Genomic DNA, 19,908 nt, shown 5'->3' with positions numbered 1-19,908 from the left:
GGTGACAGGCGGGTGATGACTCGCCAGACGCTGCAACCCTCATGCTGGAGGCCCCCATGACCGCAATCATCGACATTCTTGGCCGCGAAATTCTCGATAGCCGTGGCAACCCGACCGTAGAAGTCGATGTGTTGTTGGAAGATGGCTCGTTTGGCCGGGCGGCTGTGCCATCGGGGGCATCAACCGGGGCCCATGAGGCGGTGGAAAAGCGCGACGGCGATGCAAGCCGTTATCTCGGCAAAGGCGTGTTGGCTGCGGTAGAGGCCGTCAATGGCGAGATTTTTGAAACGCTGGAAGGCTTTGAGGCGGAGGACCAGCGCCATATTGACGATATTTTGATCGAGTTGGATGGAACCGCGAATAAGTCTCGCCTTGGGGCGAACGCCATATTGGGGGTCTCGCTTGCTGTGGCCAAGGCCGCTGCAGAAGCCTCAAGCCAGCCGCTTTACAAATATGTGGGCGGGGTCAATGCGCGGGTTTTGCCTGTCCCAATGATGAATATCATCAATGGAGGCGCCCATGCCGACAATCCAATCGACATCCAGGAATTCATGATCATGCCGTTGGGGGCGTCGACCTTTGGCGATGCCGTGCGCATGGGGTCAGAAATCTTCCATAGTCTGAAGAAGCTGCTCAAAGATGCCGGACACAGCACCAATGTCGGCGATGAAGGGGGCTTTGCGCCCAATCTGGCCTCCGCTGAAGAGGCTTTGAGCATTATTCTCAAGGCCATTGAAAAAGCGGGCTATAAGCCCGGTGATGATGTGAGCCTTGCGCTGGATTGTGCCGCGACTGAGTTTTTCAAGGATGGCCGCTATGCCATGACCGGTGAGGGCAAGACTTTGGCACCCGAAGACATGGCGCGCTGGCTGGAAGGACTGGTCGATCGCTTCCCCATCGTGTCGATTGAAGATGGAATGTCGGAAGATGATTTTGTCGGCTGGGGTGCTCTGACCGAAGGTCTGGGCAAGAAGTGCCAATTGGTGGGCGATGATTTGTTCGTGACCAATCCTGCCCGTCTGCAGCAGGGCATTCGCGATGGACTGGCCAATTCCATTCTGGTGAAAGTCAATCAGATCGGCACATTGTCAGAAACCTTGGATGCGGTCGAAATCGCCCATCGCAATGGCTATACATCGGTGATGTCGCATCGGTCTGGCGAGACCGAAGATGCCACGATTGCTGACCTCGCCGTGGCCACCAATTGCGGGCAAATCAAGACCGGTTCCTTGGCCCGGTCGGATCGGACCGCCAAATACAATCAACTGATCCGGATCGAAGAAATGTTGGAAAGCCAAGCCGTCTATGCAGGACATGGTGCGCTGAAAATCACCCGCGGCTGAAGCCAAGGCCAATCGCTAAGATTTGGTTTACCAAGTTTGGGCACAAGGTGGGTGAGGTCGCAGACTCGCGACCGCGCCACCAAAAGGCACCGTCTGTATGGCATTCCTCAAGGGCATACGCATCTCCACATTCCTGTTTGCAGGCGTGCTGGTGTATTTTGCCGTGCACTTTTTTGTCGGCCAGCAAGGCGTGCTTTCTTGGCATGCCTATGTTCAGCGGGCGGATGCGCTGATGGCTGAGCGCGATGCATTGACCCAAAAGCGGCAAGAATTAGAGCGCCGACTTGCCCGCTATCAGGCTGGACGGGTTGATTCGGATTATGTCGAAGAGCGCGCTTGGTCGCAGCTTGGCGTTGCTGGGCCTCAAGATGTGGTGATACGTGTGGGAAAAACTGCAGAGATCGCGGCACCTTCTGCATCTGTGCAGACCCCCAATCCATGAACGCAACTGGACGTCTTACGCGCTTCTGCCTATGGATAAGGTGTTACAGGAAGGGTCATACGTCTCGATGGCTGGCAAGAAATCAAATTCCACCGCTTCTGTTTCTCCCTCCAACCTGGTCAGTCGTGATGAGGCCTTGGCCTATTATCGCGACATGCTGCTAATCCGCCGTTTTGAGGAACGCGCGGGTCAATTGTACGGCATGGGACTGATTGCGGGCTTCTGCCATCTTTATATTGGCCAGGAAGCCGTGGTTGTCGGTATGCAGGCCGCTCAAAAGCCGGGCGATCAGGTCATTACCGGCTATCGCGATCACGGGCATATGTTGGCATGCGGCATGAGTGCGCGTGAAATTATGGCCGAGCTCACGGGTCGGATTGGCGGGTCCTCGCGCGGCAAAGGCGGCTCGATGCACATGTTCTCGAAAGAGGCCAATTTCTATGGCGGGCACGGCATTGTCGGGGCGCAGGTGGCTTTGGGTACAGGCCTGGCGCTGGCCAATCGCTATCGCGGCAATGATCAGGTCTCGGTCGCCTATTTCGGCGACGGGGCGGCCAATCAAGGCCAAGTCTATGAAAGCTTCAACATGGCCAGCCTGTGGAAGCTGCCGGTTGTCTATGTGATTGAGAACAATCAATACGCCATGGGCACCAGTGTGGCGCGCGCCTCGGCGGAAACAGAATTGTTCAAGCGTGGTATCAGCTTTGAAATTGCAGGCGAAGAAGTCGATGGCATGGATGTGCTGGCCGTGCGGGAAGCAGGGGCGCGGGCACTCGAACATGCCCGCTCTGGCAAGGGTCCGTTCCTGTTGGAAATGAAGACCTACCGCTATCGTGGCCATTCGATGTCCGATCCGGCCAAATATCGCCCCAAAGATGAGCCAAAACAGGTCCGCGATACGCGCGATCCGATTGAGCATATGCGCCAGTTTGGTCTGGCACAGGGTTTGTTCACCGAAGATGATCTCAAGTCGATCGACAGGGATGTGAAGGAGATTGTGGCCGATTCAGCAGATTTTGCGCAAACCAGCCCAGAACCAGATCCTTCTGAACTGATGCGCCATATCTATGTCGATGCCTGACCTTATCCGGTGGGCAATGCATAAAGACGGGTGCTTTGGCCTTGTTTGAACCAGAACATGTGGGAGTAAACACGATGAAACTGATGAAAACCACCGCATTGGCTGCTGCTGCCATTGGCTTGGTTGCCGTTGCGGGCACCCAGATGGGTACCTCCACCGCGAAAGCCCAATCGGCTGAGTCAGCGCCAGCCGCTGCCAGTTCGATCCCCGAACATAAGGGGACGTTTTCCAGCGGCAAGCTCGACACTGTGACCTATACCCCAGCTTGTCCCGCCTTTGTGTTCGACTTTGATGCTGCTGCCATTCAGGAAAGCAACAGCCGGGCCTTTGTGGAGAGTGAAAAGCGTCGCTTCGAGAATATCCGCGACAAATGGGACGCTTATGAAGATTGCCTGATGGAAAATGGCAGCCGCGATATTGACCGGCTGCGCGTCTATCTTGGCGATTATCTGTCGAGCATGGCCAATGATGAGGCCAAGGCATTTAATGCGATGAATGGTGCAGCAACGGCCAATATCGAGCGCATTGGCAAATTGCCTGCGCCAAAGGCTTCCAAGAAGAAGGGTGAGACGGCGAGTGAGGCCGCTGCGCCGACTTTTGCCGCTTGGACGGCTCCGACTGGACGCTTTGTTGGCACGTTGACCGCGTCTGGCGACACGTTCACCTACCAGACCTCGTGCCCATCTGCCTTGGGCAGCCTGACTGAGGAAGCCTTCAATACCGAGACGACGCGTAATGGTTTCAATGCCAAGCTCGATGAGTTGCGCGCCACGCCGGATCGGATCAATCAGGTGCGCGCTTGTCGGCAGGAAAATGTGGGTCAAGATTATGAATTGATCAAGACCGCCGTGAACCAGGGCGTCAATGCTGTCTTCCTGCCCGCCAAGAACGACTTTGAGCGCAAATTCGCTGCCGTTCGCTTCCAACTGAATGAGCATCAGAAGCCGGGCGGTTTGTTGGCTCCTCCAGAATTGCCAAAGCCGCCCGCCAAAAAGGCTCCGGCCCCAGCCCCGAAAAAGAAGAAATAAGGCGGTTGTGACCGCCTGCTGCTTTTGGGCTGTGGCACAAGTCGTGCCCAGCCCGCCGATCTGACAGGGGAGGGCCAGCCGCGAGGTTGGTCCGGTCCCGCGCCAAACCATATGGAGTCCGCTTTGTCGATTGAAATCCTCATGCCCGCACTCTCTCCAACAATGGAGGAAGGCACGCTGGCCAAATGGCTGGTGCAGGTCGGTGATACGGTCAAGGCAGGTGATGTCATCGCCGAAATCGAGACTGACAAAGCCACAATGGAAGTGGAAACCATTGATGAAGGTGTGATCGAGGCACTGCTGGTCGCTGCCGGAAGCCAAGGTGTTAAGGTCAATACACCCATTGCGCGGATTTCAGGCGAGGATGCGGGGAGCGTTCAAGTCGCGCCACCGATTGCCACGCCGGCTCCACCCCCATCAGCCCCGCGTATCGCTGCCGCGCCAGTTGCCGCAGCACCACTGGCTGATCCAGAAGTCCCAGCAGGCACCCCCATGGTGAAGGTGACCGTGCGCGATGCCTTGCGCGATGCCATGGCAGAAGAAATGCGCCGAGACCCTGATGTCTTCCTGATGGGTGAGGAAGTGGGTCAGTATCAGGGGGCTTATAAGGTCAGCCGTGGCTTGCTTGAGGAATTTGGCGACCGGCGCGTGATTGATACCCCAATTACCGAGCATGGCTTTGCCGGTATGGGTGTGGGGGCTGCGATGGCAGGCCTCAAGCCGATTGTTGAGTTCATGACCATGAACTTCGCCATGCAAGCTATTGACCATATTATCAATTCAGCCGCCAAAGTGCATTATATGTCGGGCGGGCAAATCAGTGCGCCCATCGTGTTTCGTGGGCCTAATGGGGCTGCCTCACGGGTGGGGGCCCAACATAGCCACGATTACTCAAGCTGGTATGGCAATGTGCCGGGCTTGAAGGTGATTGCCCCCTGGGATGCAGCCGACGCCAAAGGCCTACTCAAATCGGCGATCCGTGACCCCAATCCGGTTGTCTTCCTTGAGCATGAATTGCTCTATGGCATTGAGTTTGAGGTGCCTGAAGGTGATGAGTGGCTTGTGCCAATCGGCAAGGCCAAGGTGCGCCGTGAAGGGACGGATCTGACAATCACGGCCCATTCGCGGATGGTGGGTTTTGCGTTGCAAGCTGCAGAAGAATTGGCTGGCCTTGGCATTTCGGCTGAAGTGATCGACCTGCGCACTCTGCGCCCGCTTGATACCCAAACCATTATCGCCTCGGTGAAGAAGACCAATCGGCTTGTCACCGCCGAGGAAGGGTGGGGCCCGATGGGGGTCGGTGCTGAGGTTATCGCCTGTGTGCTTGACGGGGCGTTTGATTGGCTGGATGCGCCGCCTGTGCGCGTTCACCAAAAGGATGCGCCTTTGCCTTATGCGGCAAATTTGGAAAAGCTGTCTCTGCCCAATGCTGCCGACATTGTCGCCGCAGCCCGCGCCGTGACCAATCGTTGAGGACCTGACCCATGGCAATCGATATTCTGATGCCCGCCTTGTCGCCGACGATGGAAGAAGGCGTCTTGGCAAAATGGCATGTCAAAGTTGGCGACATGCTCAAATCTGGCGATGTGATGTGCGAGATTGAGACCGATAAAGCCACGATGGAAGTCGAGGCGGTCGATGAAGGCAAAGTGCTGGAAATCCTCGTCGCGGAAGGCACGCAAGGCGTCAAAGTAAACGCGGTTATTGCGCGCATTGAAGGCGAGGGGGACAGCCCGGCTGCGCCTGCTGCCGCCACGCCGCCTGCCCCTGCTGTCGCAGCCCCGACCCCGGTTGCAACCCCTGCTGCACCCACACCACCAGCTCCTGTGGTTTCAGGTGCGCGCATCATGGCCTCACCCTTGGCGCGCCGTTTGGCTGAAGCCGCTGGCCTTGATTTGGCACAGATGACAGGGACCGGTCCCAATGGCCGGATCGTCAAAGCCGATGTGGAAGCAGCGCGCGGCAAATCGCCAGCACCTGCGGCAACACCTGCTGCCACCCCCATGTCGGCAGCCCCAGTTGCGGCCGCCGCACCGGCACCGCGTGTGGCGGCACCCTTGCCTTATGCTGAGGGCACTTATGATGTGCTGCCGCTCGATGGCATGCGGCGCACGGTTGCCCGCCGCATGACGGAAAGCTTCCGCGATGTGCCACATTTCCCGCTCAACATCGATCTGGAAATCGACAAACTGTTGGAATTGCGCAAACAGCTCAACCAAGTTGGTGCGGCCCAAGATGCCAAAGTTTCGGTCAATGATCTGATCATTAAGGCTGCCGCACTTGCCTGCAAACGGGTGCCTGAGGCCAATGCCTCTTATACGCCTGATGGTATTTTGCGCCACCATCATGCCGATATTGCGGTGGCTGTTGCTATTGAGGGCGGCCTGATTACCCCTGTGATCCGTAAGGCGGAAACCAAGGGATTGGCAGCCATTTCTGGCGAGATGAAGACGCTGGCCGACAAAGCCCGTAACCGCAAACTGATGCCAGAGGATTATGCCGGGGGCACGTTCTCGATCTCCAACCTCGGCATGATGGGTATCAAGAGCTTTATGAGCATCATTAATGAGCCGCAGGGCTGCATCCTGTCGGTGGGGGCCGGTGAGCAGCGCCCCGTGGTCAAAAATGGTGCGCTGGCGATTGCCACTGTGATGAGTGTCACCCTGACCTGCGACCACCGCGTTGTCGACGGGGCGATTGGTGCCGCCTGGCTGGCGGCGTTCAAGAGCCTGATCGAAGAGCCGATTGGCCTGATGCTGTAAGGGGTGAGGCGCTCAAGCTTATCGATCCTTGCGGCGACTACGCGGGTTGTTCAAGGTTAATTTAACCATGCCTGCTGGCCTGGCATTAACTAGGCTTTGCTAGAACCAATCATCATCAATCGGAACGGAGATTCCGGCATATGGGTTGGTTTGGGTTTGGGGAACCGCGTGGGCGCGGGTCCAAAGTGCGCGTGCGCGATCTTGGGCGTGAGCGGGACCAGTATGAGGATGCGGTCTTGATTGATCGGCGTGGCCCGGTCTCGGACCTTCCGGCCTACCGGCCACGTCGGCGCGATTTTGACGATCCCCGCCGCTAAATCGGACACACCATCGCATCAACTGTCTGGCCACAGATGACCCCGACGCCAAAGCGGGCTAGAGGGGAGTGATGCTCGAACTGTTCCTTGCCGCCTTCGTGACTTTTTTCGTGGTGATCGACCCGCCCGGCGTCGCCCCCATGTTTGCCACCCTGACCCAGAACACGCCCCGGTCGTGGCAAAACAAAATGGCGTTCAAGTCAGTCGGCGTGGCCACCATCGTTCTGATCGGCTTTGCCTTTGGTGGACAATGGCTTTTGGGAAAGCTGCATGTGTCGCTGGATGCGTTTCGGCTGGCCGGGGGCGTGCTGCTCTTTCTGATTGCAGTGGACATGCTGTTTGAAAAGCGCACAGAGCGGCGTGAGGAGCGCAATGAGAAGGTTTTGGCCGAAGCGCAGAAACATCCTGAACGGTTTGAAGATGTGTCAGTCTTCCCGCTTGCCATTCCGCTGATTTCAGGGCCGGGGGCGATTGCCTCGATCATGTTGTTGTTTGCCCAATCCAAAAGTGTTGCCGAGCAGGCCATGGTGCTGGCAGGGGCGGGCGCTAATCTGGCTTTGTGCTTGATTGGCTTCCTGTTGGCAGGGCCTTTGACCCGTGTGATGGGGGCGACTTTGGCAGCGATGATCACTCGGATTTTCGGGATCATTCTTGCCGCTCTTGCGGCCCAATTCATCGTCGATGGCGTAAAGGGGGCATTCGGTATCGGGTAGCTCAGGGCCTTCCACCACGGGGGTGAAGCAGGCTAAAGATGGCCTGTGAACCTGTGGGGAGCTTTCGCATGGCCAATGATGCAGTGGATGTGGTGGTAATCGGGTCAGGACCTGGCGGCTATGTTGCAGCGATCCGCGCCAGCCAACTGGGTTTCAAAACCGCCATTGTTGAGCGCGAGAATCTCGGCGGCATCTGCCTCAATTGGGGCTGCATTCCCACCAAAGCCCTGCTGCGTTCGGCCGATGTCTATGAAAACATCAAGCATGCAGAGGCCTATGGCTTGTCGGTCACGGGGGCAAGCTTTGATCTGTCGCGCATTGTCGATCGCTCACGCAAAGTCGCCAAACAGCTCTCAGGTGGGGTCACCTATCTGATGAAGAAGAACAAGATCGAGGTCGTCTTGGGCACGGCACGCCTGACCAAGGGCCAAGAGGCCCCCGGCGTCGTTGTGGATCTGGCTGCCGGTGGCACACGTACATTGACCGCCAAGCACGTCATTCTGGCCACTGGGGCGCGGGCGCGCACCATTCCGGCTGCAGGGCTTGTCCCCGATGGCAAGCTCATCTGGACCTATCGGGAAGCCTTGGTGCCTGACACCATGCCCAAGCGGCTTTTGGTGATCGGGTCTGGGGCGATCGGGATTGAGTTTGCCAGCTTCTTCCGTTCTTTGGGCTCAGAGGTCACGGTGGTTGAAGCCCTCGACCGTATTTTGCCGGTTGAGGATGCTGAAATCTCTGGCTTTGCTGCCAAGGCCTTCCAAAAGCGGGGTATCCGTCTGATCACCTCGGCGGCTGTCAAAGGCCTCAAGGCCGGGGCAAATACTGTTACCGCGACCATTGAAGCGGGTGGCAAAAGCGAAACCATCGAGGCAGATCGTGCCATTCTGGCAGTTGGCATCGTCGGCAATGTCGAAAATCTGGGCCTTGAGGATTTGGGCGTCACCATTGATCGCACCCATGTGGTCACCGATGGGCTTGGGCGCACCAATGTGAAGGGTCTTTATGCGATTGGCGACCTGACGGGCGCGCCATGGCTTGCCCATAAGGCGAGCCATGAGGGTGTGGCTTGTGTAGAGGCCATTGCAGGCCTGCATCCCCATATGCTGCACGTGTCGCGCATCCCGGGCTGCACCTATTCCAATCCACAGGTCGCCAGCATCGGCCTGACCGAGGAGAAGGCTAAGGCGGCGGGTCATGAGGTGCGGGTTGGCCGCTTCCCCTTCAATGGCAATGGCAAAGCAATTGCCTTGGGTGAGCCTGAAGGCCTGGTGAAGACAGTGTTTGACGCCAAGACCGGTGAACTTCTGGGCGCGCATATGGTGGGCACGGAAGTGACCGAGCTGATCCAAGGCTATGGCATTGCCATGACGCTGGAAACCACAGAAGCCCAATTGATGGAAACCGTCTTCCCGCATCCAACCTTGTCGGAAATGATGCATGAGGCGGTGTTGGATGCCTATGGTCGGGTGATCCATATTTGAGACAGGCAGCGTGACGCGGCTTAAGATGCAAGAAATCGGGTGGGGTACCTAGAGACCTCGCCCGCCACGGTGTACACACACGGCCATGAGCGCCCAGACCGACACCAGCAAACGCAAGAGCGTGCGCGACATTGCCGCCGCCAAGGGTAAGGCACCTGTTGTGTGCCTGACGGCCTATACCGCACCCATGGCGCGCCTCTTGGACCCCCATGCCGATATTCTTTTGGTGGGCGACAGTCTGGGCATGGTGATTCATGGTCTCAATTCCACCGTGGGCGTCACGCTCGACATGATGATCTTGCACGGCAAAGCTGTCATGCGCGGATCGTCCAAGGCGCTAGTGGTGGTTGATTTGCCATTTGGCTCCTATGAGGAAAGTCATGAAGTGGCATGGCGGTCGGCCAGTCGTGTCATGATGGAAACGGGCTGCCAAGCTGTCAAAGTCGAAAGCGGCGAGGGGATTGCCGACACCATCGCCTTTTTGGTCGACCGCGGCATTCCAGTGATGGGCCATGTCGGCTTAAGGCCACAGGCAATGAATGTGGATGGCGGATTCCGCGCCAAGGGCCGCACCAAGGCCGAGCGCGACCGGGTGCTGCGCGAGGCATTGGCAGCAGATCGGGCTGGGGCTTTTGCGATTGTGGTGGAAGGCGTGGCCGAAGATATTGCTGCCGAGATTAGTTCAATGGTGCGCGCCCCGACAATTGGCATTGGCGCATCGGCCCAATGTGATGGACAAATTTTGGTCACCGACGACATGTTGGGTATGTTTGACTGGACGCCCAAATTTGTGCGTCGCTATGCCGAGCTTGGCCAAGTCATTGATCAGGCCGTTTGCCAATATGCTGAGGACGTCAAAGCCCGGACCTTTCCGGCAGAAGCGGAGACCTATGTGCTAAAACGCACAAGCTGAGTGCTTTTGCCCTCAAATCGTCGCAGTTTCGCGCGAGCCCGAACCTTGCCCTGCTAGGCCAGCCGCTTTAGCCTCAACAGGTTAGCCCACATGTCTCCGGCGTGAGACGACTTTGAATGGATGGAGAAGAGAGCGTGTCCGATTTGATCCGCGAAGCTGAAGATGAGCTGCGCAAAGAGACCGCAGAGACTCTCGCCCGCAAAGCCGCCCCGTTTTTGATCGGCGCGATTGTGCTGGGCTTGGCTGGGGCGACTGCCTGGCAATTCTGGCAGAACCACCAAGCCGAGGCTGCCGATAAGGCCGGTGTGGCCTATGAGGCAGCCATGAATAAGCTGCAGTCGGGTGATTTGGCCGGTGGGGCGACCAGTTTGGCCGAATTGGCCAAGACCGCACCGGCAGGCTATGCCGCTCAGGCTTTGCTGCAATATGCGGCCGTCTTGCAAGAGCAGGACAAGACCGCAGAAGCCCGCGCCGCGTTTGAAGATGCCGCCAAGAAGATTTCTGACCCTGATCTGGCCGATCTTGCCCGTCTGCGGGCGGCCTATATTGCCGCCGACAGCGAGACCAAAGCGCAAATGGATGCGCGCCTAAAGCCTGTTATTGATCGCAAGGGTGCGTTTTCGGTGCTGGCGCGTGAATTGGCTGCGGCCGTTGCTTGGAAATCAGGGGATCTTTCGGGGGCGCGGGCAACTTATGCCCTGTTGCAATTGGACCCTAATGCGCCGCAGGGTGTGCGTGCGCGCGCCGGCCAGGCCTTGGCGGTGATTGACGCAGGTGCCACCGCTGCAAAAGAGCCGATGGTCATGCCGCAAGAGGCTGGCCAAGGGGGGCTGACGCCAGAGCAGATGGCCCAGATGCAGGCTGCCCAAGCCCAAGCCAATGGGGCGAATGAGGGGACGCCGGAAAACCCGCGGATCGTCCGATTGCCACCCGGGGTCAAATTACCTCCCGGCACGAAACTCCCGCCCAATGTGCGGGTGATCGAGACCCCTTTGCCATCAGGGCAAGCGGCGGGTGGTGGTGTCTCGCCGGAAGTCCTCGCCCAGATCGAGCGTGAACGTCAGGCCAGCATGGCCCGTCAGAAGGCAATAACTGAATCTCAGCAGCGTCAGATTGATGCGATTGAGAAGGGGCGGACTGCTGCGCCAGCCCCTGCAGAACCCGCCCCTGCCAGCCCCGCTGAAGCCCCCAAGCCAGGAGATGGCCAATGAACTTGATGTCGCGCCGCTTGCGGGCACTGGGTCTGGCCAGCGCCAGTGCGGTCTTCCTGTTGGCGGGCTGTGCTGGCCTGCAGGATCGGGCTTCGGGCTTGTGGCCTTTTGGTCGTGACGCGGCCAAGAATGCGATTGCCGAAGATAAGGAACGTGTCTCAGTTCTGGGGCTTGAAGAAAAGCTGACCAAGGACCCGGCGCTGGAAAATGTGCCTGTGACCATTCCTGCCGCCCAAGAGCTGGCCAATTGGACCAATCCGGGTGGGGTCACCAACAACGCCCCGCAGAATATCGCAGGTTCCGGGCCTTTGGCGATCGAGTGGCGTCGCAAAATTGGTCAAGGCGCTGGTGCGCGTGGGGCAATTACGGCCACACCGATTATCGCCGATGGCAAATTGTTTGTGTTGGATGCACGCAGCACAGTTCATGCGGTTGATCTCGTCAGTGGACGCCCAATCTGGCGAAAGTCACTGGTTCCTGTTGTTCAGACCCGCAGCCGCTTCTTCAGCCGCAATGAAAGCACAGCGATTGGCGGGGGTATCGCATTTGGTGAAGGCAAGATTTTCGCCGCAACCGGCTTTGGCAATCTGGTCGCACTCAATGCGGATTCGGGACAAGAAGCATGGCGGATTGATGCAGGTTCGCCGATCCACGCCTCGCCATTGGTAGGTGGTGGTCGGGTGTTTATTACCAGCAATGACAGCGAGTTATTTGCCGTCGAGGCCAATAGCGGCACCATTCAATGGACCCAGTCCGCGATTGCAGAGCCTGCCCGCATGCTCTCAAGCCCCAGTCCAGCCCTCGTGGCAGAAACAATTGTGGCACCGTTCGCATCGGGTGAGGTCATTGCCTATTTGTCAGCCAATGGGCGGCGCCTTTGGTCTGAAGCCCTGACGCGGGCGGGCAATGCCAATTCCTTGTCCACCATCAATGACATTGCCGGACGCCCGGTTGTGGCCGGAGGCATTGTGTATGCGGCCAGCCAGTCTGGCACTTTGGCTGCCATTGAATTGCGCACCGGTACACGGGTCTGGGACAAGCCTATCGCCTCGATCCAGACCCCCTTGCTGGCCGGAGATTTCCTCTATGTCGTCTCGATCAGTGGAGAATTGGTCGCGTTGGACGCCAAAACAGGCGGGGTGAAATGGACCCGCCAGCTTCAGGCCTATCGCAATGAGAAAAAGAAGAAAAATCTGATCTCATGGACAGGGCCGGTTATGGTTGGCGGGCGGTTGGTTTTGGCCAATTCGCTTGGCCGGATTGAAGTGATCAAGCCTGAAGATGGCTCGACCATTGTCACACGCGATGCCAAGGATCCAATCTTCGTGCCTCCAGCGGTCGCCAATGGGACGGTCTATTTCTACACCCAAGACGGTGTGGTTGTGGCTGTGCGATAGATCGTGGCCGCTCCACTTAAAATCGCGGTAGTCGGCCGACCCAATGTCGGCAAATCGACTTTGTTCAACCGGCTGGCGGGCAAAAAGCTCGCCATTGTCGATGACATGCCCGGTGTCACGCGTGACCGGCGTGAGGCGAGTGGGCGTCTGGGCGATCTTGACCTGACCTTGATTGACACCGCCGGATTTGAAACCGCGGTGGATGAAAGCCTTGAAGCCCGTATGCGGCTTCAAACCGAAGCTGGCATCCAAGAGGCTGATCTATGCCTGTTCTTGATTGATGCTCGGGCTGGGGTGACCCCGATTGATGAGGTTTTTGCCGATTTGTTGCGCCGTTCGGGCAAGCCTGTCGTGCTGGCCGCCAATAAGGTGGAAGGCAAGATTGCCGATGCCGGGGTGTTGGAAGCCTATGGTCTTGGCTTAGGCGAACCGGTGGCCATTTCCGGCGAACATGGCGAAGGCATGTCCGACCTTTATGCGGCAATCCTTGCTTTAATGGGGGATCGGGCCGCACCTTCAGACACCGATGATGAAGACGAGGACGCCGGGGAAGATCACCCATCCGATGAGGTATCCGACGAGGATGGCCTTGATTTTTTCGATGGCGAGGGGGCTGATGAGGCGGTCAGCGAGAATAGCCCATCGGCACCAATTTCAGATGTCCCCTTGCGCATCGCCGTTATCGGACGGCCCAATGCCGGCAAATCCACACTGGTCAATGCGCTTTTGGGCGAAGAACGCCTGCTAACAGGTCCTGAGGCAGGGATTACCCGGGATTCCATTGGTGTGGACTGGACCTGGGATGGGCGGCCTGTGCGTTTGGTCGACACCGCCGGCATGCGGCGCAAAGCCAAGGTGCAAGAAAAGCTGGAATCGCTGTCGGTGGCCGACACTTTGCGCGCGATCCGCTTTGCCGAAATCTGCCTCATGGTGATGGACGCCGATGATGCATTCGAAAAGCAAGATTTGCAGATTGCCGATCTTGTCGCGCGCGAGGGTCGCGGCCTTGTCTATGTGCTGGCCAAATGGGACCGGGTTGAGGATGGGCCTGCACGCTTGGCACACTTGCAAGCGCGCGCTGAACGCGTTTTGCCCCAAACACGTGGAGCACCCTTGGTGCCCATTTCGTCCTTGTCTGGCCGCGGTCTGGATGACTTGATGCCGGCGGTTTTGGCGGTTCATGAGGATTGGAATGCGCGGGTCAAGACGCGTGACCTGAATGACTGGTTGCATGAAGTCATCACGCGTCAGCCACCTCCTGCCGTCGATGGTCGCCGGGTTAAGCCGCGCTACCTTGCCCAGATCAAAGCCCGCCCGCCCACCTTTGTGTTGATTGCCAGCCGTGCTGCGCAATTGCCTGATTCCTATGTGCGCTATTTGGTCAATGGCATTCGCAAGGCTTTTGATATGCCCGCAGTGCCAATCCGCTTTTTGGTGCGCGCGCCGAAAAATCCGTTTGCAGGCGATGAGACGGGCCGGCCCAATCTCTCGCGCAAGAACCGCGATGCAGGGGCTAAGCATGCCCATGCGCCAGACCGAGGTGGCAAGGCTCCTGCCAAGCCCAAGCCGACCAAACCTGGTAAGCCGGTTGCTGGTGCGACCAAAGCGCGTGTTGCCAAGGCCGGTCGCAAGCCTGTGAAGGCAAGGCCAGCACCGGGCCGAAAGTCCCGCTAAGGCCTGCCCATGGCCAGTCCTGCTGACATCACTGCCATTATCGTGACCTATAATAGTCAGGCTGTTATCCAGCCGTGCCTAGCGGCCTTGAAGGCTGAGGGGGTGGGCAGGTTGGTGGTGGACAATGCCAGCCAAGACAACACTGTTTCTTTGGCCAAACAGGCAGGGGCCGTTGTGGTTGAGGCTGGTGCTAATCTGGGCTTTGGGAAGGCCAATAATCTTGGTGTTCAGCAAACCACCACAGACTGGGTCTTGTTCATCAATCCAGATGCCGTGGTCCAGCCTGGCAGCATCGCCCGCTTTATCGAGGCTATTGGCGCTTATCCGGAAGCCGGCATTTTCGGCCCGCAAATCTTGGAAGCCGATGGTCGTTATTTCTTCCAGCCCCGCTCGTTCTTGGCGACATTCTTGAAAAGCCGTGTCAGCGGCAAAATTGTGCCCGAGGGTAATTGCTGTGTCGCAGCCTTGTCTGGGGCATGCATGCTGATGCGACGAGACCTTTTTTTGGCACTTGGCGGCTTTGATCCAGAGATTTTCCTGTTTTACGAGGATGATGATCTGTGCCGGAAGGTCGCCGATCATGGTCTGCCCATCCTCTATGTCCACGAGGCCGTGGTGTCACATTTACGCGGCCAATCCAGCACAGCCAATTTGAAAAGCATGTTCCTGATGCGGGCCTGTCAGGCCTGGTCGCGGGCCTATGTGGCGCAAAAATATGGACTGCCCCACCACGCGCTGCCCGGTCTGTTGGTCAATGGGGCCAAATATCTCGTTGCCGCGCTTAGTTTTAATGCCAAGCGCCGCGCCCGTTATGGTGGCAGTTTTGTTGGTACCCTGCGGGCGCTTTTGGGCCAGCCGACGCCGCGCTAGGCTCGCTCAAGACCTATGTTGGCCCCTAAATCCTGATAAGCATCATTCAATCAAATCCCTATGCGCGCAATAGGGGCGGCAAAAGCACCTCAATATGCTTAAGCCGATGCCTCAGGTCCATGGGCGGCTTGCCACGCCTTGAAATGTTCAGTCTGCCGGAAATGGATTGTCTGGCCGGTCTGATGCGGCCCGTCACCCATCAGGTCAAGGATCAGGCTGGAGAGATGTTCAGGCTGGGGCAGGGTGGCTGGATCTTCGCCGGGGAAGGCATTTTTGCGCATCGCCGTGGCCACAGGGCCGGGGTTGAGGATGGTGACCACCACTTTTTTGAATTCAATCTCATCGGCCCAACACTTGGCCAAGGCTTCAACGCCTGCCTTGGTTGCCGCATAGAGGCCCCAATTCGCGCGTGGATTGGCGACCACGCCAGAGGTGAAGAAGATCGCCCGGCCTGCCGGAGACTGGATGAGAAGCGGCTCCATGGAACGCATCAAGCGCCAACTGGCTGTCAGATTGGTCTGGATCAATTGTTCACCCACGCGCGGGGTGACATGGGCCACCGGGGTCAAATCACCCAGATGGGCAGCAGCATGAATCAGGCCGTCCAAACGACCATAGCGTTGATACAAAGCCCCGCCCAAACGGTCGATGGCATCAAAATCAGTAAGGTCCATGGGGACAAGCGTTGCCGGCAATCCACCTGCCTTGCGAATATCATCATCAAGGTCTTCAAGCGCTTTTTGGGCCCGGCCGGTGGCAATCACCTGCATACCTGCCCGTGCACACGCCAAGGCGGCAGCCCGGCCAATTCCGCGGCTCGCCCCAGTGACCAGCACAATCTTGCTCTCGCTCATCATCAGTCTCGCTTTAGGTCAGATTAGGCCCAGAGCGCCTGCGCCATGTGGGGCGCGGGCTGGAGCCATCGGGTTCAGGAAATTGTCGTGTTGCTGTTATCGCGTGGGCGGAAAGGCCGCAATCGCCTCAATCAGGCCTCAACCAAGAAGGACAATTGATGGTCCTTATCTGATTGGGAACGCTCAAAATCAACCAAGCGGGTGGGATAATCCCCGGTGAAGCAATGGTCAGAATAGCGGGGTGCATGGGAATTGCGGGTGCCTTCTCCCAAAGCCCAATAAAGCCCGTCCACCGACAGAAAGCCCAAAGAATCCACCCCCAAAATGTCAGCCATTTCGGCCACACTTTTGGTACCTGCAATCAATTGGTCCCGGTCTGGCATGTCGATGCCGTAAAAGTCTGGCCATTGAATAGCAGGGGAGGCCGACCGCAGATGCACTTCCGCCGCCCCGGCATCGCGCACCATTTGCACGATCTTGCGCGAGGTTGTGCCCCGCACAATGGAATCATCCACCAATACCACGCGCTTGCCTGCCAGAACGCCGCGATTGGCCGAATGCTTGCGCCGCACGCCGAGGGTTCTGATCTGTTGGGTCGGCTCAATAAAGGTCCGCCCGACATAATGATTGCGGATAATGCCGAGTTCATAAGGAATGCCGGAGGCCTCTGAATAGCCCAGCGCGGCTGGAACGCCCGAATCGGGCACCGGCACCACCACATCGGCCTCGATCTTGGTTTCCTGCGCCAGCCTTATGCCCATGCGCTTGCGCACATCATAAACCGACTTGCCGTCTACGATGGAGTCAGGCCGCGAAAAATAGACAAACTCGAACACGCAGGGCCGAGGCGCGCGCTGGCCGAATGGCTTGATGCTCTCCACCCCGTTTTCAGAGCAAACCACCACTTCACCATTTTCGACTTCGCGCACAAAGGTCGCCCCGATCATGTCGAGCGCGCACGATTCAGAGGCCAGCACTGGCGAGCCATTGAGATCACCCAGCACCAGCGGACGGATGCCCAGAGGGTCGCGTGCCCCAATCAGCTTCTTATTGGTCAGGGCGACCAAAGCATAAGCCCCATCAATCTGATGCAGCGCATCGACAAACCGTTCAATCATGCGCGGCGCGCGCGAACGGGCGATCAATTGCAAAATCACTTCGGTGTCGGACGTGGATTGGAAGATCGCACCATTTTCGACCAATTGCTCACGCAATTTTCGTGCGTTGGTCAGATTGCCATTATGGGCCACCCCGATGCCAGAGCCCGACAAATCGGCAAACAAAGGCTGGACATTGCGCAAAATCGTGCCGCCTTGGGTCGCATAACGCACATGACCGATCGCACTTTGGCCGGGCAGGCGGCTCATCAAGTCATTGCCGGTAAAGTGGTCGCCAACCAGGCCCAGATGCCGCTCGTTGTGGAACAAGGCCCCGTCGAAGGTGACAATGCCACAACCTTCCTGGCCACGATGTTGCAATGCGTGCAGGCCGAGGGCCGTCAAAACAGCGGCCTCAGCATTGTGCGCAATGCCGAACACGCCACATTCCTCGCGCAGCCGATCTTCGTAAGGGTCGAGCCAGGCTTCAATATCATTTTCGACCGTCTTGCCGTCCAATTGGCTCATGTGCCCAGGCTGCATCTGTTTCATTTCTTGCTCTCCTGGTTGGATGTCGCGGGATCGTTTGACGGACGGTCTGCAGACTTTGGCTTAGGCGGTGGCAGGTCCCACGCGGGGGTCTTTTGATCCTTTATGGGTTCTTCGTCTACGGATGAATCCACAAGATTGCCTGTATCACCTTTGCGCGCTTGGGCCAGCCCCTCTCCAGCGGCTGCAGCCCCGCGCGCCATATTGGTTGCCGCTTGACCAGCCTGTGGAGCCAAATGCTTCAAGGCATCGGCTGTCAGCATGACCATGGGATAGAATTTGGCTTCCACAAATCTCTTGGGCAGCATGCTGGGCGGGGCGATGCTGGTGACAACCAGGCAGACAACACCCACCAGCGCAAAGCCACGTGCCACTCCGAACAGGAGGCCTGCGGTGCGATCGAGAATGCCCAGAGGTTCTGAATCATGGATCCACTCGTGGATCCGCCCGGTTGCAACACGCACCGCGATATAAACCAGAATGAAAATGCCCGCCACGGTGGCGGCGTCGGCCAGCCAACCTGTCTCAATCATGCCCCGCATGGGTTCACGAAAAACGGGGAAGCCCCACAAGACGGCCAAAATGGCAATGAACATGGCAGCCATGGACAGGGCTTCACGCACAAAACCGCGTGCAAAGGCCAAGAGAGCTGAGATCGCCACAACCAGAAGAATGGCGATATCAAATCCGTTCATTCATCCTGCTCCGACAGAGCCTTTGGCCCTGGATTTTCCTCACCCGTGATCGCCGTCACCAGATCTGCCGCCGTGGCAATCACCCGATGCTTGACCCCGACAGGGCCTGCCACGAGTCGGGGGTTTTGGCCCCCTGCCTTTGCCATTTTGCTGGCGCTGCTGTTAGCTGATGCTGCGCGTGGAAGGAAGGCCTGAGTAAAGCCCAACTTCTCGGCTTCTTTAAGGCGGGCATCGGCACGACTGACCGGGCGGACATCACCTGAGAGGGCAATCTCGCCAAAAACCACGCACTCTTCCGGCAGCGCCACGTCGAACAAGGCAGAGATCAGGGCAGCTGCCACGGCCAAATCGGCGGCAGGCTCGGTAATTTTGAGGCCGCCTGCCACATTGAGATAGACATCGCGGCCGCCGAATCCCAATCCACAGCGGGTCTCCAAGACGGCCAGGATCATGGCAAGCCGGGTGGCATCCCAGCCCACCACCGCGCGGCGGGGCGCGCCAAAGGAAGTTGGTGAGGCCAAAGCCTGGATTTCGACCAGAACAGGGCGGGTTCCTTCAATGCCGGCAAACACCACGCTACCCGGGCGGGCTTGACCGCGATTGTCGAGGAAAAGCTGGCTTGGATTGGTAACCTCGCGCAGGCCCGCATCGCCCATTTCAAACACGCCAATCTCATCGGTCGGGCCAAATCGGTTCTTGAGGCCGCGCAGAATGCGGAAATGGTGACTGCGCTCACCCTCAAACTGCAGGACTGCATCCACCAGATGTTCAACCACGCGCGGTCCGGCGATCTGGCCATCCTTGGTGACATGGCCGACAAGGATCAGGACTGTGCCGGCTTTTTTGGCAAAGCGCACCAATTCATGGGCGCAGGCCCGGACTTGGGCCACGGTGCCTGGAGCCGCAGTTAGGGTTTCGGTCCACAGGGTCTGGATGGAATCGACAATCGCCAATTGCGGCTTTTCGTGTTTCAGCGCATCCAGAATGGTTTCCAGACGGGTTTCAGCAGCCAGTTTGACCGGGGCCTTTTCAATGCCCATGCGACGGGCGCGGTCTTGCACTTGGGCGATGGCTTCCTCGCCAGAGACATAGACCGATTTGATCCCCCGCCGGGCCGCACCTGCCACGGCTTGCAACAATAGAGTGGATTTGCCGATCCCGGGGTCGCCGCCCACCAAAATGGCTGAGGCTTCAACCAATCCGCCACCGCACACCCGGTCGAATTCGCCAATGCCGGAGACCAGACGGGGCGGGGCGACGGCAATACCGTCCAGATTTTCAAACGCAAGGCCAGGTCCCTTGCTGCGCGCCCGCGCCCCAGGGCTGAGACTTTGTGGGGTTTCGCGGGCCTCTTCGACAATTGTATTCCACGCCCCGCACGCTTCACACCGGCCTTGCCAGCGCGCGTGAACAGCCCCGCAGGACTGGCACACAAAAGCAGTTTGCGCCTTGGCCATGCTCATACCCCCCGCATGTGCACG

18 protein-coding genes are annotated in these 19,908 nt (G+C 58.2%); 14 read left to right on the top strand and 4 right to left on the bottom strand.

What is annotated here, in order from left to right:
• Window positions 1-56 precede the first annotated feature (56 nt).
• From eno to PbB2_RS05030, 14 genes are all read left to right on the top strand, one after another.
• Window positions 57-1,343: a phosphopyruvate hydratase gene (eno, locus tag PbB2_RS05090; protein WP_108984315.1), complete on the top strand. Its 1,287-nt coding sequence runs from the start codon at window positions 57-59 to the stop codon at window positions 1,341-1,343.
• A gap of 97 nt (window positions 1,344-1,440) precedes the next feature.
• Window positions 1,441-1,785, top strand: a complete 345-nt coding sequence (locus PbB2_RS05085; RefSeq protein WP_108984196.1) for an FtsB family cell division protein — start codon at window positions 1,441-1,443, stop codon at window positions 1,783-1,785.
• A gap of 67 nt (window positions 1,786-1,852) precedes the next feature.
• Window positions 1,853-2,866, top strand: coding sequence for a pyruvate dehydrogenase (acetyl-transferring) E1 component subunit alpha (gene pdhA / locus PbB2_RS05080; protein ID WP_108984195.1), 1,014 nt, complete (start codon window positions 1,853-1,855; stop codon window positions 2,864-2,866).
• A gap of 74 nt (window positions 2,867-2,940) precedes the next feature.
• Entirely contained in the window at window positions 2,941-3,894 is a 954-nt protein-coding gene (locus PbB2_RS05075) for a hypothetical protein (protein WP_108984194.1), read from the top strand.
• Between the two features lie 111 nt (window positions 3,895-4,005).
• The gene (locus tag PbB2_RS05070; protein ID WP_108984193.1) at window positions 4,006-5,367 is read left to right on the top strand and encodes a pyruvate dehydrogenase complex E1 component subunit beta; all 1,362 of its coding nucleotides are present in this window, start codon (window positions 4,006-4,008) and stop codon (window positions 5,365-5,367) included.
• Window positions 5,368-5,378: 11 nt separating this feature from the next.
• Window positions 5,379-6,656, top strand: a complete 1,278-nt coding sequence (locus PbB2_RS05065) for a pyruvate dehydrogenase complex dihydrolipoamide acetyltransferase (RefSeq protein WP_108984192.1) — start codon at window positions 5,379-5,381, stop codon at window positions 6,654-6,656.
• Between the two features lie 140 nt (window positions 6,657-6,796).
• Window positions 6,797-6,973, top strand: a complete 177-nt coding sequence (locus PbB2_RS16010) for a hypothetical protein (RefSeq protein WP_192576174.1) — start codon at window positions 6,797-6,799, stop codon at window positions 6,971-6,973.
• Window positions 6,974-7,044: 71 nt separating this feature from the next.
• Window positions 7,045-7,686 (top strand): MarC family protein, encoded by a 642-nt coding sequence (locus tag PbB2_RS05060; protein ID WP_108984191.1) that lies wholly within the window; start codon window positions 7,045-7,047, stop codon window positions 7,684-7,686.
• A gap of 68 nt (window positions 7,687-7,754) precedes the next feature.
• Window positions 7,755-9,167 (top strand): dihydrolipoyl dehydrogenase, encoded by a 1,413-nt coding sequence (gene lpdA / locus PbB2_RS05055; RefSeq protein WP_108984314.1) that lies wholly within the window; start codon window positions 7,755-7,757, stop codon window positions 9,165-9,167.
• Between the two features lie 85 nt (window positions 9,168-9,252).
• Window positions 9,253-10,080, top strand: a complete 828-nt coding sequence (panB, locus tag PbB2_RS05050) for a 3-methyl-2-oxobutanoate hydroxymethyltransferase (RefSeq protein WP_108984190.1) — start codon at window positions 9,253-9,255, stop codon at window positions 10,078-10,080.
• Window positions 10,081-10,214: 134 nt separating this feature from the next.
• The gene (locus PbB2_RS05045) at window positions 10,215-11,291 is read left to right on the top strand and encodes a tetratricopeptide repeat protein (protein ID WP_192576173.1); all 1,077 of its coding nucleotides are present in this window, start codon (window positions 10,215-10,217) and stop codon (window positions 11,289-11,291) included.
• Window positions 11,288-12,688 carry an outer membrane protein assembly factor BamB family protein gene (locus PbB2_RS05040; protein WP_108984188.1) on the top strand — a complete coding sequence of 467 codons (1,401 nt, stop codon included), beginning with the start codon at window positions 11,288-11,290 and terminating at the stop codon, window positions 12,686-12,688. Before PbB2_RS05045 ends, PbB2_RS05040 begins: the two co-directional genes overlap by 4 nt.
• A 3-nt stretch (window positions 12,689-12,691) precedes the next feature.
• Window positions 12,692-14,362 (top strand): ribosome biogenesis GTPase Der, encoded by a 1,671-nt coding sequence (gene der / locus PbB2_RS05035; protein WP_108984187.1) that lies wholly within the window; start codon window positions 12,692-12,694, stop codon window positions 14,360-14,362.
• A gap of 9 nt (window positions 14,363-14,371) precedes the next feature.
• On the top strand, window positions 14,372-15,232 hold the full coding sequence (locus PbB2_RS05030) for a glycosyltransferase family 2 protein (RefSeq protein ID WP_108984186.1): 861 nt from the start codon (window positions 14,372-14,374) through the stop codon (window positions 15,230-15,232).
• Between the two features lie 98 nt (window positions 15,233-15,330).
• Here PbB2_RS05030 and PbB2_RS05025 read toward each other — a convergent pair whose 3' ends face one another.
• The 4 genes from PbB2_RS05025 to radA all read right to left on the bottom strand — a co-directional run bounded on the left by PbB2_RS05025 (window position 15,331) and on the right by radA (window position 19,884).
• The gene (locus PbB2_RS05025) at window positions 15,331-16,086 is read right to left on the bottom strand and encodes an SDR family NAD(P)-dependent oxidoreductase (RefSeq protein ID WP_238164858.1); all 756 of its coding nucleotides are present in this window, start codon (window positions 16,084-16,086) and stop codon (window positions 15,331-15,333) included.
• Window positions 16,087-16,217: 131 nt separating this feature from the next.
• Window positions 16,218-17,711 (bottom strand): amidophosphoribosyltransferase, encoded by a 1,494-nt coding sequence (gene purF, locus PbB2_RS05020; RefSeq protein ID WP_108984184.1) that lies wholly within the window; start codon window positions 17,709-17,711, stop codon window positions 16,218-16,220.
• Between the two features lie 20 nt (window positions 17,712-17,731).
• On the bottom strand, window positions 17,732-18,427 hold the full coding sequence (locus tag PbB2_RS05015) for a CvpA family protein (protein WP_108984183.1): 696 nt from the start codon (window positions 18,425-18,427) through the stop codon (window positions 17,732-17,734).
• Window positions 18,424-19,884 carry a DNA repair protein RadA gene (radA, locus tag PbB2_RS05010; RefSeq protein ID WP_108984313.1) on the bottom strand — a complete coding sequence of 487 codons (1,461 nt, stop codon included), beginning with the start codon at window positions 19,882-19,884 and terminating at the stop codon, window positions 18,424-18,426. Before radA ends, PbB2_RS05015 begins: the two co-directional genes overlap by 4 nt.
• Window positions 19,885-19,908 lie beyond the last annotated feature (24 nt).

This window comes from Candidatus Phycosocius bacilliformis (assembly GCF_003112735.1).
Taxonomy (GTDB): Bacteria; Pseudomonadota; Alphaproteobacteria; order Caulobacterales; family Aquidulcibacteraceae; genus Aquidulcibacter; species Aquidulcibacter bacilliformis.
This window is presented reverse-complemented; position numbering and strand designations above follow the sequence as displayed.

What these genes read in the sequence shown, in the direction of transcription:
- eno (WP_108984315.1), top strand. Translation starts at nt 57, where the DNA reads ATGACCGCAATCATCGACATTCTTGGCCGCGAAATTCTCGATAGCCGT.
- PbB2_RS05085 (WP_108984196.1), top strand. Translation starts at nt 1,441, where the DNA reads ATGGCATTCCTCAAGGGCATACGCATCTCCACATTCCTGTTTGCAGGC.
- pdhA (WP_108984195.1), top strand. Translation starts at nt 1,853, where the DNA reads ATGGCTGGCAAGAAATCAAATTCCACCGCTTCTGTTTCTCCCTCCAAC.
- PbB2_RS05075 (WP_108984194.1), top strand. Translation starts at nt 2,941, where the DNA reads ATGAAACTGATGAAAACCACCGCATTGGCTGCTGCTGCCATTGGCTTG.
- PbB2_RS05070 (WP_108984193.1), top strand. Translation starts at nt 4,006, where the DNA reads ATGGAGTCCGCTTTGTCGATTGAAATCCTCATGCCCGCACTCTCTCCA.
- PbB2_RS05065 (WP_108984192.1), top strand. Translation starts at nt 5,379, where the DNA reads ATGGCAATCGATATTCTGATGCCCGCCTTGTCGCCGACGATGGAAGAA.
- PbB2_RS16010 (WP_192576174.1), top strand. Translation starts at nt 6,797, where the DNA reads ATGGGTTGGTTTGGGTTTGGGGAACCGCGTGGGCGCGGGTCCAAAGTG.
- PbB2_RS05060 (WP_108984191.1), top strand. Translation starts at nt 7,045, where the DNA reads ATGCTCGAACTGTTCCTTGCCGCCTTCGTGACTTTTTTCGTGGTGATC.
- lpdA (WP_108984314.1), top strand. Translation starts at nt 7,755, where the DNA reads ATGGCCAATGATGCAGTGGATGTGGTGGTAATCGGGTCAGGACCTGGC.
- panB (WP_108984190.1), top strand. Translation starts at nt 9,253, where the DNA reads ATGAGCGCCCAGACCGACACCAGCAAACGCAAGAGCGTGCGCGACATT.
- PbB2_RS05040 (WP_108984188.1), top strand. Translation starts at nt 11,288, where the DNA reads ATGAACTTGATGTCGCGCCGCTTGCGGGCACTGGGTCTGGCCAGCGCC.
- PbB2_RS05030 (WP_108984186.1), top strand. Translation starts at nt 14,372, where the DNA reads ATGGCCAGTCCTGCTGACATCACTGCCATTATCGTGACCTATAATAGT.
- PbB2_RS05025 (WP_238164858.1), bottom strand. Translation starts at nt 16,086, where the DNA reads ATGAGCGAGAGCAAGATTGTGCTGGTCACTGGGGCGAGCCGCGGAATT.
- purF (WP_108984184.1), bottom strand. Translation starts at nt 17,711, where the DNA reads ATGAGCCAATTGGACGGCAAGACGGTCGAAAATGATATTGAAGCCTGG.
- PbB2_RS05015 (WP_108984183.1), bottom strand. Translation starts at nt 18,427, where the DNA reads ATGAACGGATTTGATATCGCCATTCTTCTGGTTGTGGCGATCTCAGCT.
- radA (WP_108984313.1), bottom strand. Translation starts at nt 19,884, where the DNA reads ATGGCCAAGGCGCAAACTGCTTTTGTGTGCCAGTCCTGCGGGGCTGTT.